Origin of the sequence: Vibrio injensis, assembly GCF_001895205.1 — a bacterium.
Classification (GTDB): domain Bacteria; phylum Pseudomonadota; class Gammaproteobacteria; order Enterobacterales; family Vibrionaceae; genus Vibrio; species Vibrio injensis.
Genome location: NZ_BDJF01000006.1, coordinates 464,280 through 481,283 on the forward strand (window position 1 = coordinate 464,280; position 17,004 = coordinate 481,283).

12 protein-coding genes are annotated in these 17,004 nt (G+C 46.7%); 9 read left to right on the plus strand and 3 right to left on the minus strand.

The window, feature by feature from the left end; translation table 11 throughout:
• Window positions 1–91 precede the first annotated feature (91 nt).
• The 8 genes from gltB (at window position 92) to BSR11_RS02205 (ending at window position 11,226) form a co-directional block, all read left to right on the plus strand.
• Window positions 92–4,633, plus strand: a complete 4,542-nt coding sequence (gltB, locus tag BSR11_RS02170; RefSeq protein WP_072668860.1) for a glutamate synthase large subunit — start codon at window positions 92–94, stop codon at window positions 4,631–4,633.
• Window positions 4,633–6,102 carry a glutamate synthase subunit beta gene (locus BSR11_RS02175; protein WP_072668861.1) on the plus strand — a complete coding sequence of 490 codons (1,470 nt, stop codon included), beginning with the start codon at window positions 4,633–4,635 and terminating at the stop codon, window positions 6,100–6,102. Before gltB ends, BSR11_RS02175 begins: the two co-directional genes overlap by 1 nt.
• A 501-nt stretch (window positions 6,103–6,603) precedes the next feature.
• Window positions 6,604–6,963, plus strand: coding sequence for a DUF1499 domain-containing protein (locus BSR11_RS02180; protein ID WP_072668962.1), 360 nt, complete (start codon window positions 6,604–6,606; stop codon window positions 6,961–6,963).
• 94 nt (window positions 6,964–7,057) lie between these two features.
• Entirely contained in the window at window positions 7,058–7,753 is a 696-nt protein-coding gene (mtnN, locus tag BSR11_RS02185; RefSeq protein WP_072668862.1) for a 5'-methylthioadenosine/S-adenosylhomocysteine nucleosidase, read from the plus strand.
• Between the two features lie 10 nt (window positions 7,754–7,763).
• Window positions 7,764–8,717, plus strand: coding sequence for a cobalamin biosynthesis family protein (locus BSR11_RS02190; RefSeq protein WP_072668863.1), 954 nt, complete (start codon window positions 7,764–7,766; stop codon window positions 8,715–8,717).
• A gap of 2 nt (window positions 8,718–8,719) precedes the next feature.
• Window positions 8,720–9,535: a vitamin B12 ABC transporter substrate-binding protein BtuF gene (gene btuF, locus BSR11_RS02195; protein WP_072668864.1), complete on the plus strand. Its 816-nt coding sequence runs from the start codon at window positions 8,720–8,722 to the stop codon at window positions 9,533–9,535.
• 85 nt (window positions 9,536–9,620) lie between these two features.
• Entirely contained in the window at window positions 9,621–10,241 is a 621-nt protein-coding gene (locus BSR11_RS02200) for a TRIC cation channel family protein (RefSeq protein ID WP_072668865.1), read from the plus strand.
• A 124-nt stretch (window positions 10,242–10,365) separates the two neighbouring features.
• A complete protein-coding gene (locus BSR11_RS02205) occupies window positions 10,366–11,226 on the plus strand; it encodes a LysR family transcriptional regulator (RefSeq protein ID WP_072668866.1) in 861 nt (286 codons plus the stop codon).
• Here BSR11_RS02205 and BSR11_RS02210 read toward each other — a convergent pair.
• The 3 genes from BSR11_RS02210 to carA all read right to left on the minus strand — a co-directional run bounded on the left by BSR11_RS02210 (window position 11,156) and on the right by carA (window position 16,534).
• The gene (locus BSR11_RS02210) at window positions 11,156–11,941 is read right to left on the minus strand and encodes a TSUP family transporter (protein WP_072668867.1); all 786 of its coding nucleotides are present in this window, start codon (window positions 11,939–11,941) and stop codon (window positions 11,156–11,158) included. The two genes, BSR11_RS02205 and BSR11_RS02210, sit on opposite strands and share 71 nt — an antisense overlap.
• Before the next feature lie 206 nt (window positions 11,942–12,147).
• The gene (gene carB / locus BSR11_RS02215; RefSeq protein ID WP_072668868.1) at window positions 12,148–15,378 is read right to left on the minus strand and encodes a carbamoyl-phosphate synthase large subunit; all 3,231 of its coding nucleotides are present in this window, start codon (window positions 15,376–15,378) and stop codon (window positions 12,148–12,150) included.
• A 16-nt stretch (window positions 15,379–15,394) separates the two neighbouring features.
• Window positions 15,395–16,534, minus strand: a complete 1,140-nt coding sequence (gene carA, locus BSR11_RS02220) for a glutamine-hydrolyzing carbamoyl-phosphate synthase small subunit (RefSeq protein WP_072668869.1) — start codon at window positions 16,532–16,534, stop codon at window positions 15,395–15,397.
• Window positions 16,535–16,793: 259 nt separating this feature from the next.
• Here carA and BSR11_RS17510 point away from each other — a divergent pair, with 259 nt between their 5' ends.
• Window positions 16,794–16,922 (plus strand): hypothetical protein, encoded by a 129-nt coding sequence (locus tag BSR11_RS17510; protein WP_259741279.1) that lies wholly within the window; start codon window positions 16,794–16,796, stop codon window positions 16,920–16,922.
• Window positions 16,923–17,004: the final 82 nt, after the last annotated feature.

Here is a 17,004-nt window from a genome sequence, read left to right on the forward strand (position 1 = left end):
GATCGATTTAAATGGATAACAATAAGGATAGATGCAGTGCTGGGGCTTGCCTTGGCTTGCTTGTGTCCAACTGAACTGGAAGGATGTATCTATGGTAAATAGAGAACAAAGTTCGCAAGGTCTGTATACGCCAGAACTCGAGCATGACGCTTGCGGCATCGGTTTTGTTGCTCACCTCAAAAACCGTAAATCACACCATGTCGTGACTCAAGCCCTAGATATGCTAGCGCGAATGGAACACCGTGGTGGACAAGGTTGTGACCCTTGTAGCGGTGACGGAGCTGGTATTTTACTGCAGAAACCTCACGAATTCCTATTAGAGGAAGCGGTAAAATTGGGGATTAAGCTGCCATCATTTGACCAATACGGTGTCGGTGTCATCTTGTTTCCAAGGGATGAGCACAAACGCGCTCAATGCCGTGATATTTTAGAGCGCAATGCTAAACGTCTTGATCTTGATGTTCTTGGCTATCGTAAACTGCCAACCGACAATAGCATGCTCGGTGCCGATCCACTCAGTACTGAACCTTATTTTGAACATGTTTTCATCTCAGCAGGTCCAGGAAGTACGCCGCAAGAATTGGAACGCAAACTCTACGTACTACGTAACTATACGGTTCGCGTTTGTCTCGAAAGCGTTTCTAATATTGGCGATGATTTTTATATCAACTCGCTCTCCTATAAAACGCTGGTTTACAAAGGCCAGTTAACCACTGAGCAAGTTCCGCAATATTTTCTCGATCTACAAAACCCAACCATGGTTACCGCTTTGGCGTTGGTGCATTCACGTTTTTCCACCAATACCTTCCCAAGATGGCGTTTAGCGCAGCCGTTTCGTTACATTGCTCATAATGGCGAGATCAATACCGTACGCGGTAACTTGAACTGGATGAAAGCACGCGAAGCTATCTTACAATCCAATCTCTTTACCCAAGCAGAAATTGATATGCTGCTACCTGTCTGTCAGGAAGGTGCTTCCGACTCAGCTAACTTTGATATGGTGTTAGAGTTATTGGTGCTATCGGGCCGAACTCTGCCACACGCATTGATGATGATGATCCCCGAAGCGTGGCAAGAAAACAAAACCATGGATCCCAAGCGTCGTGCCTTTTATCAATATCATGCCAATATCATGGAACCATGGGATGGCCCAGCCTCAGTATGCTTTACCGATGGTGTTCAAGTTGGTGCAACCTTAGATAGAAACGGCCTACGTCCCTCTCGCTATACCGTCACTAAAGACGACTTTTTGATCATGGCGTCTGAATCTGGCGTGGTAGAAATTGATCCAACTAATGTCGAATATCGTGGTCGCCTACAGCCCGGACGCATCTTTGTTGCCGATCTTGAACAAGGGCGAATCATCTCAGATGAAGAAGTCAAAGATGGCATCGCTAACGCACAGCCTTATGAGAAATGGGTAGAAGACAACTTACTGAGCCTGAAAAAGCTGCCCGAAGCCGATAACGTGCACAGTCAACCTTCACCAGAGCGTCTGCTTCATCGTCAGCAAGCGTTTGGCGTCAGTAGTGAAGAAGTCAACGACATTATCTTTACCTTGGCTGAAACGGGTTACGAGCCTCTTGGCTCAATGGGAGCCGATTGGCCGGTGGCGGTGCTGTCGCATCAGTCTCAGCACTTATCGAACTACTTTAAACAGTTGTTTGCGCAGGTAACCAACCCGCCGATCGACCCGATCCGTGAGCGGATGGTGATGTCGCTCAATACTTATATTGGCCGCGATCAAAACCTACTCGCTGAGTCTCCAGTTCATTGTCGTAAAGTCGAACTAGAATCACCGGTGATTTCCAACGCTGAATTAGAAAAGCTGCGCGCCATTGATAACGAGCACCTGCAAGCCAAAACACTGGATATTGTTTTTCAAGCCAGTGAAGAGCCCGGCAAACTTGAGCGAGCATTAAAACGTATCTGTCAGTACGCTGAAGATGCGGTGATCGATGGCTATTCCATCATTCTCCTTACCGACCGCGCGGTAAACTCTAACCATGCTGCAATTCCAGCAATGCTGGCCGTTGGCGCTGTCCACCATCATCTGATCCGTAAAGGACTACGCTCTAAGTGCGGCATCGTGGTTGAAACTGGGGATGCGCGCGAAACTCACCATTTTGCCACCTTAGTCGGTTATGGTGCTAATGCGGTGAACCCTTATTTAGTGGTCGAAACCATTGTTGACTTACAGCGTCGCAATAAGCTGGATGCTAACGTTGAGGTGAACAAATATTTCGAAAACTATCGTAAAGGGATCAACGCAGGCCTATTGAAAATTTTCTCCAAAATGGGCATCTCGACTTTACAGTCCTACCATGGCGCACAGATCTTTGAAGCATTAGGGATCAGCAAATCCGTGGTAGACAAATACTTCACTGGTACAGTGACCCGTATTCAGGGTTTAACGTTAGATGATATTGCCAAAGAAGTGGTGGTTCGCCATCGCATTGGTTATCCGACGCGTGAAATCCCGTTACAAATGCTCGATGTTGGTGGTGTCTATCAGTGGAAACAGCGTGGTGAAAAACACCTATTTAACCCAGAAACCATCCATTTACTGCAACACTCGACTCGTCACAAAGATTATCAACAGTTCAAGCAGTATGCAGCCGCTGTGGATAGCCAAGGGGATAAAGCAGTAACCCTGCGTAGTCAGCTTGATTTTATTAAAAATCCTGCAGGCTCTATTGCGATTGAAGAGGTCGAACCGGTATCGAGCATTGTAAAACGCTTTGCTACTGGCGCAATGTCGTTCGGATCAATTTCTCATGAAGCGCACTCAACATTAGCAGTAGCCATGAACCGTTTGGGCGCACGCTCCAACTCTGGTGAAGGGGGGGAAGATCCCGCGCGTTTCATTCGTAAAGAGAATGGCGACTGGGAACGTTCAGCCATTAAACAGGTGGCTTCTGGACGCTTTGGGGTTACCTCTTACTATTTGACCAACTGCGACGAAATTCAGATCAAAATGGCGCAAGGGGCTAAGCCAGGAGAAGGCGGCCAGCTACCGGGAGATAAAGTCGATGATTGGATTGGTGCAACTCGCCACTCAACGCCAGGGGTTGGCTTAATTTCGCCGCCACCGCATCATGACATCTACTCCATTGAAGATTTGGCGCAGCTGATTTTTGACTTGAAAAATGCCAACCGTAAAGGGCGAGTCAACGTTAAATTGGTCTCTGAAGCCGGCGTGGGCACTATCGCTTCTGGTGTTGCTAAAGCAAAAGCCGATGTGGTGCTGATTGCAGGCCATGACGGGGGAACTGGCGCGTCGCCTATTTCATCGATTCGTCATACTGGTTTACCGTGGGAACTCGGTCTGGCTGAAACCCATCAGACACTACTTAAAAACGGTTTACGTAACCGCATCGTGGTACAAGCGGATGGACAGATGAAAACCCCGCGCGATATCGCTATCGCTACTTTGCTAGGGGCCGAAGAATGGGGCGTTGCTACCGCCGCCTTAGTGGTGGAGGGTTGCATCATGATGCGTAAGTGTCATAAAAACACCTGCCCAGTCGGTATCGCAACTCAAAACAAAACCTTACGTGAACGCTTTGATGGCCGCGTGGAAGATGTGGTGACTTTCTTCCAATATATGGCACAAGGCCTACGGGAAATCATGGCCGAGCTTGGTTTTCGCACCATTGATGAGATGGTAGGGCAAGCGCAAAAACTCAAATTACGTGATGATGTGGGCCACTGGAAATACAAAAACCTCGACCTTTCTCCCCTGCTCTATCTTGAGCCAGCCCGTGAAGGGGATGGTATTTATTGCCAAAGCGCGCAAAATCACAACTTGGAGCATGTCCTCGACCGTCAATTAATCCAGTTAGCGAAACCAGCGCTTGAACAAGGCTTAGCGGTGAATGCCGAACTGCCGATCATCAATACCGATCGCAGTACTGGCACCATGCTGTCGAACGAAATTTGTAAAGTCTACCAAGATCAAGGGCTACCTCAGCCAATGACGGTTAAATTTAACGGTAGTGCTGGGCAATCGTTTGGCGCTTTCTTGACCAAAGGCGTCCATTTTGAAGTCGAAGGTGATGCCAACGACTACTGGGGTAAAGGCTTATCAGGCGGTACGTTAGTACTTTATCCTAACCGCAATGCCAGCTTAATTGCAGAAGATAATATCGTGGTTGGTAACGTCTGTTTCTACGGCGCTACCTCTGGTGAATCTTATATTCGAGGCTTAGCGGGTGAACGTTTCTGCGTGCGTAACTCTGGCGCTAAAGTGGTCGTAGAAGGTGTCGGCGATCATGGCTGTGAGTACATGACCGGCGGTATTGCGGTGATCCTTGGTTCAACCGGACGTAACTTTGCCGCGGGTATGAGTGGCGGTATCGCTTATGTGTGGGATAAAGCGGGTGATTTTTCACAAAAACTCAACGCTGAGCTGGTCGATCTTGACCCTATCGAAGCGGAAGATAAAGCGCTGTTAAAAGAAATGTTGACTAAACACGTTCAATTCACAGGAAGTGAAGTGGCACAAACATTCCTCGATAATTTTGAGCAAAGCTTAGCCACGATGGTGAAAGTCATGCCTCGTGACTATAAAGCCGTACTTGAAAAACGTAAGGAAGCCGCAGCGGCAATGGAAAAAGCGGAGGCTGTATAATGGGTAAAGCAACTGGATTTTTAGAGTTTGGTCGAGAGCTGCCAAAAAAGATCGACCCAGCAGAGCGAATTAAACACAATCATGAATTTGTGCTCAATAAAGAATTTGGCCAAAAAATCAACCAACAAGCAGCACGTTGCATGGACTGTGGGGTGCCGTTTTGTCATAGCGGCTGCCCAATCGGCAACATCATTCCTGAATTTAATGATGCGGTCTATCGTGATAGTTGGCAAGAAGCTTGGCAAATCTTAAGCTCAACCAATAACTTCCCTGAATTTACTGGTCGAGTATGCCCAGCCCCTTGCGAAACTGCTTGTGTGCTAGGTATCAATCAAGATCCCATTACTATCTGTAATATTGAGAAAACCATTGTTGAACGGGCTTATCAAGAAGGCTATGCCAAGCCGAAAACGCCTCGTTCTCGTACTGGTAAAAAGGTCGCGATCATCGGCTCTGGGCCAGCGGGATTAGCCGCCGCTGAGCAATTAAACAGCGCAGGCCATCAGGTCACCGTGTTTGAGCGGGATGAAAAAATCGGTGGCTTACTGCGTTTCGGCATCCCTGATTTTAAACTCAGCATGGCCGTGATTGATCGCAAACTCGATCTCATGGCTCAAGCGGGGGTTGAATTTGTGGTGAATGCTCATGTGGGGGTTGATATTAACGCTCAGCAGCTGCGCCAAGAGTTTGATGCAATTTTGCTGACTGGCGGCTCCACCGTGCCACGTGATTTACCTATCCCGGGACGCGATTTACAAGGCGTTTACTTTGCAATGCAATTCCTCGGACAAAATAATCGCCGCGCTAACAATATGGATCTTAAAGGTGAAGAGATTCACGCCAAAGGCAAACATGTGGTGGTCATTGGTGGTGGCGATACCGGTTCAGACTGTGTCGGTACATCTAATCGCCATGGTGCAGCAAGCATTACTCAAGTCGAGATCATGCCAATGCCACCAGAAAAACGCCCAGCTAATATGCCATGGCCACAATATCCGATGATTTTACGCACGTCGACTTCCCATGAAGAAGGCTGCGAAAGACATTGGAATATTCTGACTAAAGAATTCATTGGCAACGATCAAGGTCAAGTAACTGGACTAAGAATTGCCGATATTGTTTGGCAAGAGGCCGCGCCGGGTCAACGCCCAGAATTTCGCGAAGTGGCAGGCACAGAACGTGTCATCCCTTGTGATATGGCGTTTCTCGCGATGGGCTTTTTACATCCAGAGCCACATGGTGTACTCGCTCAGTTAGCGATAAAACTCGATGATCGCGGTAACGTCGCGACAGATAACTTTGCCACCAATCAAAAAGGGGTCTTTGCCGCTGGCGACATGCGCACTGGTCAATCACTGGTTGTACGCTGCATCAATGAAGGCCGTGAATCTGCCAGAGCGATTGATGCTTACTTGATGGGCAATACGCATCTTGAATCGATCAATGATTCTTTAATGTTATCGGCGTAAACGTTTTATCTATACCCAAACAACTTGGAGTTGCAGGTAGGCGGCAAGTGAGCGACAAATTTGTCTGGAACAAATTTGAACAGCCGTAGGCTGGCCTTTGGTGAGAGCCACGGATGGCTCTCATAATCCCCATTAGCATAGATAGACTATGTGATTGGGGCGAACGAACGCAGCCAACACCCCTGCAGCTTCAAGTAGGAAGGGGATATACCCAAACCGCTTTGGGTTGCAGGTAGAAAGAGATTTTCAAAGGCTAACACCCAGTGTTAGCCTTTTTTATCAGTAACATCGCTCAATCTTAGCGTTCTTCGTCCCCAAACTAGAAAAATCATCAGCTTAATCAGCCAAAGATCGTCAATCATCCGTATAATGGGTTGTCCTCAGCGGAAAATATCAGCTATGCTCAAATTTTATTCGCCATAGGAAAATGTCGTGAAGCCATTCATTATTATCGGGTTATCACTCCTTGTCATTGCTTGTAGCCGAGGTATTTCATCTAATATGACCGATCGAACAGCGAGCCTGTGTGGCAATAAACCTAACTGCGTATCGACGGAAGAATCCAGAGACAAGTTTTCTGTGGCACCGTTTATCCTGCGCCCAGGTGTGACGCTCAATCAAATTGAGCGTATTGCGTTAACCTTACCCGGCGCTGAAGTTGTTGAAAAGACAGACGATTACTTGCGAATTGAATGCACTACCCGAGTATTACGCTTTGTTGATGATTTGGAACTTAAACTACAGCATGATCAATTAAAAGTTCGTTCAGAGTCTCGAGTTGGCTATAGCGATTTTGGCGTTAATCGCCGCAGAGTTGAAACATTACGTGAAAAAATGACCTCCGCGGGTTTGTTGCAATAACGCATTCATCGCTGGCATTTTTAGTTAACCTCGATCAATCCTCGTTGAGCATGATAAACTGCAGCGATTTTTATCCATTGAAAAGAGACATAAAATGAAAATTGGCATCATCGGCGCGATGCAACAAGAAGTCGCCATTTTAAAAGACGCTCTCGAACAACGCCAAGAAATCAGTCAAGGTGGCTGCACCTATTACAGCGGTAAGCTGTATGGTGTTGAAGTTATCTTGCTTCAATCTGGGATCGGTAAAGTATCAGCCGCTGTTGGTACAGCATTATTGCTCAGTCAATACCAACCTGATGTTGTGATTAACACAGGCTCTGCGGGCGGTTTCGATTCTAGTTTAACTATGGGCGATGTGGTCATTTCTAGCGAAGTTCGTCACCATGACGCTGATGTGACTGCTTTTGGTTATGAAATCGGACAAATGGCTGGTCAACCCGCCGCTTTCATTGCCGATGAAAAACTCATGTCAGTGGCTGAACAAGCTCTGCAAACCATGGATAACAAACACGCAGTTCGCGGCCTGATTTGCACTGGCGATGCCTTTGTTTGCAGCGAAGAAAAACAAAACTTTATTCGTCAACATTTCCCAACCGCAGTAGCGGTGGAAATGGAAGCCGCTGCAATTGCCCAAACTTGTCATCAATTTGGTGTACCCTTTGTCGTGGTGCGTGCTATTTCTGATGTCGCAGATAAAGCTTCGCCACTCTCTTTTGATGAGTTTTTGCCGCTAGCCGCACAAAGCTCTTCAGCGATGGTGCTAAAAATGGTTGAACTACTAAAGTAGCCTGTTGTTCATGGATGAATTATTCAAACTCTTTTATGCCAATGGTGCCCTACTTGTCATGTGGGGTGCTTTGTTATTTCATTGGCTATTGCCGATCCCTCACGCCGCCCATCCGATTACTTTGTGGCATAAATTTGCCGAAATATTGGCAGAGAAAGTCAATAAACCAAGCAGTTATCAACAAAGTTTAATTTCCGGCACTCTGGCTTGGCTACTGATGATTATCCCTACCATTATGCTGTGCGTTGCTCTGCAACCTCTGGTTTGGCACCCGCAACTGTTTGAATTAGCGTTATTGCTGTTAGCGCTCGATTGGCGCAGTGCGGATAAACTTAGCCAGCAGATGAGTCAAGCACTGGCACAACAGGATAAACCGTTAGCTCGCCGTTTATTGGTGCCGTTTGTTAATCGTGAAACGGCAACGCTTTCCCCGGTCGGTTTAGGTAAAGCCAGTGTTGAAACTATTACTATGGGTATTGGCCGTAACCTAATTGGGGTTCTGTTTTGGTATGGATTACTCGGAGGGATCGGTGCGTTTATTTATCGTTTAATGGTCGAATTGGCCCGTTGTTGGTCCCCTTCTCGTACTCAATTTCAGCCGTTTGGTTTGCCTGTTATTCGCGCCGTGGCAGTACTTGATATCGTTCCTTTGCGTTTATTTAGCTTACTGATCCTGATGGGCGAAAATGTTAACTATAATTTGACGCAAATGCTTAATCAAAGTCGCTCTTGGCCATTACCGGGGCCGGGATGGCTACTGTGCGCGGTAGGTAACAAATTACACTTAGCGCTGGGTGGACCAGCCATTTATGGTCAGCAGAAAGCGGTAAGAGCAAAAATTGGCGGACGCATTGTACCTGCAAGCCTTCATTTAGCTCAACTACGTCAATTACTCACTCGTCGATTATGGCTTTGGCTTATTTTACAAAGCATTATGTTACTGCTCGTTTATCAAGGCGTATAAACATGCCACACCGATTACTGCTCTTACTTCTGTTCTTTTGGCCCTGTTATGCTCTTGCTGCTGTAGAAAGGATCATTAGCTTAGCTCCTCATGCCACCGAACTGATATTTGCCGCTGGACTGGGAGATAAATTGGTGGCAGTGAGTGACTATAGTGATTACCCAGAATCAGCACAAAGCTTACCGCGAGTCGCCAATTATCAAGGGATCAACATTGAACGGATTCTGACCTTACAGCCTGATTTAGTGGTGGTATGGCCACAAGGTAATGCTATGCGAGAGGTAGATAAGTTAGCTCGCCTCGGCATTCCACTCTTTTATTCAGATCCAAAAACGTTAGATGATATTGCACTCGATATCGAAAAACTGAGTCAGTATGCCAGCGATCCTAAACTTGGTATGCAAGCGGCCAATCAGTTTCGCCAGCAGCTTGCTCAACTCGGACAGAAATACGCTCATCTTGATAATGTACGTTATTTTTACCAATTAAGTGAGAAGCCAATCATCACCTTAGCGCAAGGCAGTTGGCCAAGTGAGATTTTTACTTTTTGTGGGGGGGTGAATATTTTCCAGCATAGCCCATCTCCTTATCCTCAAGTGAGCATTGAACAGGTGCTACTCGCCAAACCGGAAGTCATTTTCACTTCAGAACAAGCAATAGTCGAAGGCACTATGTGGCAACGCTGGAAAAGCCAAATCCCAGCAGTAAAAAAGGGACAGATCACCAGTATCAATGCTGACTGGCTCAACCGGCAAACCCCAAGATCACTGCTCGCGATTGAGCAAGTTTGCAATTATTTTGCCCAAACACAAAAGTAGTAACTAAAAAAGCAAAAGTTGCATACAATGTGCTCCCATTTACTCATCCCAAATTAACAGGGAATGTTAAGCGAGCGACTCAACTTTGGATACTTCACTGCTCTACTTGATTGATATGTTTGGCACTGCAGTGTTTGCGATTTCAGGCGTACTACTAGCAGGGCGATTAAAGATGGACCCTTTCGGTGCGGTGGTTCTAGCTAGTGTCACCGCCATTGGTGGTGGAACCATACGCGATATGGCACTCGGTGCGACGCCGGTTTTTTGGATCACCGATACCACTTATTTATGGGTGATCTTTGCGACCTGCCTATTAACCATGTTGATTGTCCGTCGCCCTAAACGGGTGGCTTGGTGGATATTGCCCGTCTGTGATGCGGTAGGTCTGGCGGTATTTGTCGCTATTGGGGTTGAAAAAGCACTGATCTTCCAAGAATCAGCGTTAATCGCGATTATTATGGGGGTAATCACTGGCTGCGGTGGAGGTATCATCCGTGATGTGCTTGCTCGTGAGATCCCTATGGTATTAAGAAGCGAAGTCTATGCCACCGCCTGTATTGTCGGCGGCATGGTACATACTAGCGCGCTCGCTTTAGATTATAACAGTTCGAGCGCTTTTCTCTGTGGCGTAATGTCAACTCTAGTTATCCGCTTATGCGCCATTCGTTGGCACTTATCATTGCCGACTTTTGCACTAACCAAATAATCCCTCAATCACCAGCCATCATGGCTGGTGATGCTCCATACGCAAGCTTTGTGACTTTAATAGACGACACCGTAATGGTTCAAGGTTACCATTAGCGACATCTATTCCCATTTGTCATCAACCTATGTTACTCGAAGGCATTGAAACCTTACTGGTGCTCAGCAAAGAAAAAACCATGAGCCGTACCGGTAGCCAACTCTATATCAGCCAATCGGCCGTCAGTAAGCGCATTGCGAACTTAGAGAAAAAACTCGGCAAGAAACTGATTGTTCCCGCAGGTCGACATATCAAATTGACCGCCGATGCCGAGCAATTAATTACCAGCATTGGCCCTAGATTTAATGAGTTGCATGGCTTGATTTTTGAGCAGCAGATACTGGAAGACAATACACTATTGCGTATGGATTGCTCGGAGACGTTAGTCGCCGGTTATCTTGGCCAGATCATGGGACAACATCGCAAGCAGGATCCGCATTGGCTGATCACTACCAACCACACGCCGAGAATTGTCGAAAATGTTCAGTCTGGCAAAGCCACCTTGGGCTTTTGTGCCGGTTATCTGCCTGCCAATCATGGTTTGCTGACCTTTCATTTAGGCGATGAGCCATTTACCGTAATTAGCCAAGCCCCTTTGCACTCACTACCAAGCGAGCTGATCACTAATGATTTAGCCAATCCCGCCAACACCTATCAAGCAGCCATACTGCACAAACAAGGCATTCGACCGGCGATGGAGATGGACTCTTACACCGCCGCCGCGCAGCTAGCGCTCGGCGGTATGTTACCGGCCTTAGTGCCACGCTCGATTGTCAGCACCCTAAAAATTGAGCCTCAGCACTGCTTTGATTTCGTTGAACTTGCCGATCTGACTCGGCCCATTCATATTTGTCTACGCGCCAGCCGCTATCGCAGCATTAGAGTCCAAACATTGATAACAGCGCTGCATGATGCTGTTCCCAAAGCAGTTTTAGCGCCATCAGCATAGACATGGTGATCACCAGAGGGCGAATCCAACGCTGACCTTGGCTGATCACCACTTTTGCTCCCATACGAGCACCAATAAAGCCACCAACCGCCATGGTTAAACCTATCTGCCAAATGGGTAATCCGGCGATTAAGAAAAAAGTCAGCGCGGCAATGTTGGAGGTAAAATTAAGCACCTTAGTGCGCGCGGTAGCTTCCACCAATCCAAAATGACCTAAAGCGACAAAACAGACGGTAAAGATTGAGCCGGTACCGGGGCCAAAAAAACCATCATAAAAACCGATACCAAAACCCACCGTGAAAGCAAACGCGGTTTCGGATAAAGGTGCAGACCCAGTGTGAGTTTTAGTAGTCGGAGCCAATAAGAAATAAAGCGATATACCGATAAGTAGAAGTGGGATAAGGCTAGTCAACAAAGAGGCATCAATATACTGCACCGCTTCCGCGCCAAGTGCCGCGCCAACAAAAGTACACACAATGGCGAGGCGCATCGATTTTAGGCTTACAACACCATTGCGGACAAAATAAAAAGTGGCAGAAAAGCTACCAAAGGAGCTTTGCAGTTTATTGGTCGCCAGTGCTTGGGTCGGCGGTACCCCTGCGGCCAATAAGGCCGGTAAAGTCAGTAAACCGCCGCCGCCTGCCATGGCATCAATAAATCCCGCAACAGCCGCTACTAAAAATAGTAAGCCCAGCACTTCCAATGAAAGTTCCATTTCTCATCAACATGTTAAATAATAAAGCTTAACAGTATCACTGCTCAAAACATCAAAACAGCGAAATGCAAGACAACAACCTATTCCATTTATTCATCAATATAGACTTGGGAGATCACTGGGCAATTGAGATGATAAAAAAGCCCGCTTAATTCAGCGGGCAATGAGGTTGTCTGATAAGCCTTAACGACTTACCTTAATTGTTATTAGGCTAAGCTGGCTTTGACTTGCTCATGTAGCTCTTGCACCGAAGTGACCGACGCTTTCGCGTCCGCGGTGTGTGACATACAAGTTGCAAATGCCGCATTTAACGTCGTGGTATAGTTAACTTTTTCAGCTAGAGCACCACGGCGCAATACTTTTGAATCTTCAATCGCTTGACGACCTGCCGCGGTATTGACGATATAGGTGTACTCATTGTTTTTGATTCGATCCAAGATATGCGGACGCCCTTCATGTACCTTATTCACTAGGCGAGGGTTAATCCCAGCTTCACCGAGAATCACCGCGGTACCATGAGTTGCATCTAACTGATAACCAAGTTTGATCAACTTAGAAGCTAAATCGACCACACGCTCTTTATCTTCTTCACGTACCGATAATAGTGCTCGGCCACCATCGGGATACACGTTGCCACAGCCAAGTTCAGCTTTAGCGTAAGCTTCAGCAAACGTTGCCCCAACGCCCATCACTTCACCAGTTGAGCGCATTTCAGGACCGAGTAGCGGGTCAACACCTGGAAACTTATTAAAAGGCAGCACGACTTCTTTGACCGAATAATAAGGAGGAATGATCTCTTTGGTAAAGCCTTGTGACTCAAGTGACTGACCAGCCATCACACGTGCGGCAATTTTTGCCAGCGGCGCGCCAGTCGCTTTGGATACGAACGGCACCGTTCGTGCAGCGCGAGGGTTGACTTCAATCAGATAAACTTGATTATTTTTCACCGCAAATTGGGTGTTCATCAAACCGCGTACACCTAATTCAAAAGCTAACTTCTCAACTTGCTCACGCATCACATCTTGAATTTCTTGGCTTAGCGTGTAAGCCGGTAGTGAGCACGCTGAGTCACCGGAGTGAACACCCGCTTGTTCAATGTGCTCCATGATGCCGCCAATCACGACTCGCTCGCCATCACAAATCGCATCGATATCCACTTCAACCGCATCGTCTAAAAAGCGATCGAGCAGAACCGGTGACTCATTCGATACACTGACCGCTTCGTTAAAGTAACGACGTAAATCTTGCTCGTCATAGACAATTTCCATCGCCCGACCACCAAGCACATAAGAAGGACGTACTACCAACGGGAAGCCAATCTCTCTTGATTTTTCAATCGCTTGTTCCATGGTGGTGACCGTGGCATTTTCTGGTTGCAGTAACCCTAAACGCTCTACCGCTTGCTGGAAGCGTTCACGGTCTTCCGCGCGATCAATCGCATCTGGGCTAGTACCAATAATCGGCACTCCGGCCGCTTCTAAGGCGCGTGCCAGTTTTAATGGCGTTTGACCGCCGTATTGGACAATAACCCCTTTCGGTTTTTCAACGCGAACAATGGCTAACACATCTTCCAGTGTTACTGGCTCGAAATAGAGGCGATCTGAGGTATCGTAGTCGGTGGATACGGTTTCTGGGTTACAGTTCACCATGATGGTTTCATAGCCATCTTCACGCAGTGCAAGTGAAGCATGAACGCAGCAATAATCAAATTCGATACCTTGACCGATACGGTTTGGACCACCGCCGAGCACCATAATTTTGTCTTTATCCGTTGGCTGCGCTTCACACTCTTCATCATAGGTTGAGTACATATAAGCGGTATCGGATGAGAACTCCGCTGCGCAGGTATCGACACGTTTATAGACCGGATGAATATTGTACTGATCACGCAAGCGACGAATTTCACTTTCTGCTACGCCTAATAGAGCAGAAAGACGCGCATCAGCAAAACCTTTGCGTTTCATTTTACGCAGGATATCGGCATTAAGGCCGGCAAAGCCACCCGCTTTCACTTGCTGCTCCATCTTGACCAGTTCTTCGATTTGCACCAAGAACCAGCGGTCGATATTGGTTAAGTTAAATACTCCATCGACCGATAAACCAGCACGAAACGCATCAGCAATGTACCAAATACGCTCAGCACCGGCTTCTTTCAGTTCGTGACGAATTTTGGTCAGTGCATCAGGGGCATCGAGATCAACCATTTCATCAAAACCACTCACACCCACTTCTAAGCCGCGTAATGCCTTTTGCAGTGATTCTTGCTGGTTACGACCAATGGCCATCACTTCACCGACAGACTTCATCTGTGTCGTTAAACGATCGTTGGAGCCAGCGAATTTTTCAAAGTTAAAGCGTGGAATTTTGGTGACCACGTAGTCAATCGTTGGCTCAAACGATGCTGGGGTTGCACCGCCAGTGATGTCGTTCATCAACTCATCAAGTGTGAAGCCAACCGCTAATTTAGCGGCCACTTTAGCAATCGGAAAACCAGTTGCCTTTGAAGCCAGAGCAGAAGAGCGTGACACACGAGGGTTCATCTCGATGATCACCATGCGGCCATCTTTCGGGTTAATACCAAACTGTACATTCGAGCCGCCAGTTTCAACGCCAATTTCACGCAATACCGCTAATGAAGCATTACGCATCAGCTGATACTCTTTATCGGTAAGAGTTTGCGCCGGCGCTACTGTAATTGAGTCACCCGTATGAATACCCATTGGGTCGAAGTTTTCAATTGCACAGACGATGATGCAGTTGTCGTTTTTATCACGTACCACTTCCATCTCGTACTCTTTCCAACCGATCAGCGATTCATCAATCAATAACTCATTGGTTGGCGATAAGTCGAGGCCGCGGCGACAAATTTCTTCAAACTCTTCTTTGTTGTAGGCAATACCGCCACCGGTTCCGCCCATGGTAAAAGAAGGACGGATGATACAAGGGAAACCGACCATCTCTTGTACTCGGTAAGCCTCTTCCATACTCTTGGCGGTATCCGCACGAGGACAGGCTAAGCCGATGGATTTCATGGCTTTATCAAAACGTGAGCGATCTTCTGCTTTATCGATCGCATCAGCGGTTGCACCGATCATTTCTACGCCGAACTCAGCCAATACACCTTGGCGCTCTAGTTCTAACGCGCAGTTCAATGCCGTCTGGCCGCCCATGGTTGGCAATACGGCGTCAGGGCGCTCTTTTTCAATAATTTTACGCACCACTTCCCAATGAATCGGCTCAATATAAGTGGCATCGGCCATATCGGGGTCGGTCATGATCGTTGCTGGATTCGAGTTGACGAGAATCACTCGATAGCCTTCTTCACGTAACGCTTTACAAGCTTGGGCACCTGAGTAGTCGAACTCACAAGCCTGACCAATGACAATCGGGCCTGCACCTAAAATTAGAATACTGTTAATGTCAGTACGTTTTGGCATTGTCTACTACTCCGAATTAGGCTGTATGCTGTTTAATTAATTCAATGAAATGGTCAAAAAGAGGAGCGGCATCGTGGGGACCGGGGCTTGCTTCTGGGTGACCTTGGAAGCTAAACGCAGGTTTATCAGTGCGATGAATGCCTTGTAATGAGCCATCAAACAGTGATTTGTGTGTTGCGCGCAACGTGTCTGGTAAGCTTGCTTCATCAACAGCAAAGCCATGATTTTGCGCTGTGATCATCACGACATTACGCTGTAAATCTTTTACAGGATGGTTCGCACCATGGTGACCAAATTTCATTTTGACTGTCTGCGCACCAGAAGCTAAGGCTAAAATTTGGTGTCCTAAACAGATCCCAAATACCGGTAATCCTTTCTCTAAGAACACCTTAGTGGCTTCAATTGCATAAGTACATGGGGCGGGATCACCAGGACCGTTGGATAAGAAAACACCATCAGGGTGGAGTGCTAATACCTCTTCGGCTGACGTTTGTGCTGGTACAACCGTTAAGCGGCATCCTCGGTCAACCAACATACGTAAGATGTTACGTTTGGCTCCGAAATCGTAGGCAACGACGTGATAGGGTAACTCGCTGTGGTCTTTTGCTTCAGGAAGTCCACCTTCCAACGTCCACGAACCTTGTTGCCATGCATACGCTTCTTGTGTTGTAACCTCTTTCGCAAGATCCATTCCTTTTAAGCCTGGGAAATTTTTTGCTTTCTCGAGTGCAAATGCTTCATCCAAAGACTCACCAGCCATAATGCAGCCATTTTGCGCGCCTTTTTCCCGCAAAATACGCGTCAGTTTACGCGTATCAATCTCTGCAATACCGAGAATATTTTGTGATTTTAGATAGTCAGAAAGAGAGCGTTGATTACGGAAGTTAGAAGCGATAAGAGGGAGATCGCGAATCACTAGGCCTTGGGCGTGGATAGAAGAGGATTCTTCGTCTTCAGTATTAGTTCCGGTATTACCAATGTGGGGATAAGTGAGAGTAACAATTTGTTGAGAATAGGAAGGGTCAGTGAGAATTTCTTGGTACCCCGTCATCGAAGTATTAAAAACAACTTCACCAACGGAAAAACCCTCTGCCCCAATGGACACTCCGTGGAACACTGTCCCATCTTCTAGGACCAACAGTGCTGGTTTACTCAAGACAACCTCCAGAATAAAAATGCATTAAATATAAATTAAATCTCAAATCTGCCTTCCTGTTCGCAGCGAGACGTTGCTTGAGGGTATGTTAGACAAATTGGCGGTATTCTAAGGTTCACACTAATCCCTGTCAACAATCGTTGATAAATTAAATTTTAATTTATCAACTTGCCAATAAAAACCAAACCAAAGCCAACAAAACGATACTTTTCTTACCTTTTTATCGCCAATAATGATGAAATAAATAAAAAGCACCTAAATGACCAGTAAAAAAAAACAACAAAAAAACCAAAAACAAAAGCAAACGATAAACAAAGACAAAAACAATCAAAAACAGACAACTAAAGAAAAAACACCAACCAACCCGCTATTTATTACAACAAAATAGCTATAATTAAGCTTTTAAAAAAAGCTTAATATTCTTAGTTAACGTGAATAAAAAAAATGCGCCAATCTAAACTGGCGCATAA

Excerpts from the sequence above, each read along its gene's own strand:
- carB (WP_072668868.1), bottom strand. The coding sequence starts at position 15,378 with ATGCCAAAACGTACTGACATTAACAGTATTCTAATTTTAGGTGCAGGC.
- BSR11_RS02180 (WP_072668962.1), top strand. The coding sequence starts at position 6,604 with ATGACCGATCGAACAGCGAGCCTGTGTGGCAATAAACCTAACTGCGTA.
- BSR11_RS02205 (WP_072668866.1), top strand. The coding sequence starts at position 10,366 with ATGTTACTCGAAGGCATTGAAACCTTACTGGTGCTCAGCAAAGAAAAA.
- mtnN (WP_072668862.1), top strand. The coding sequence starts at position 7,058 with ATGAAAATTGGCATCATCGGCGCGATGCAACAAGAAGTCGCCATTTTA.
- BSR11_RS17510 (WP_259741279.1), top strand. The coding sequence starts at position 16,794 with ATGACCAGTAAAAAAAAACAACAAAAAAACCAAAAACAAAAGCAAACG.
- BSR11_RS02210 (WP_072668867.1), bottom strand. The coding sequence starts at position 11,941 with ATGGAACTTTCATTGGAAGTGCTGGGCTTACTATTTTTAGTAGCGGCT.
- BSR11_RS02175 (WP_072668861.1), top strand. The coding sequence starts at position 4,633 with ATGGGTAAAGCAACTGGATTTTTAGAGTTTGGTCGAGAGCTGCCAAAA.
- BSR11_RS02190 (WP_072668863.1), top strand. The coding sequence starts at position 7,764 with ATGGATGAATTATTCAAACTCTTTTATGCCAATGGTGCCCTACTTGTC.
- btuF (WP_072668864.1), top strand. The coding sequence starts at position 8,720 with ATGCCACACCGATTACTGCTCTTACTTCTGTTCTTTTGGCCCTGTTAT.
- gltB (WP_072668860.1), top strand. The coding sequence starts at position 92 with ATGGTAAATAGAGAACAAAGTTCGCAAGGTCTGTATACGCCAGAACTC.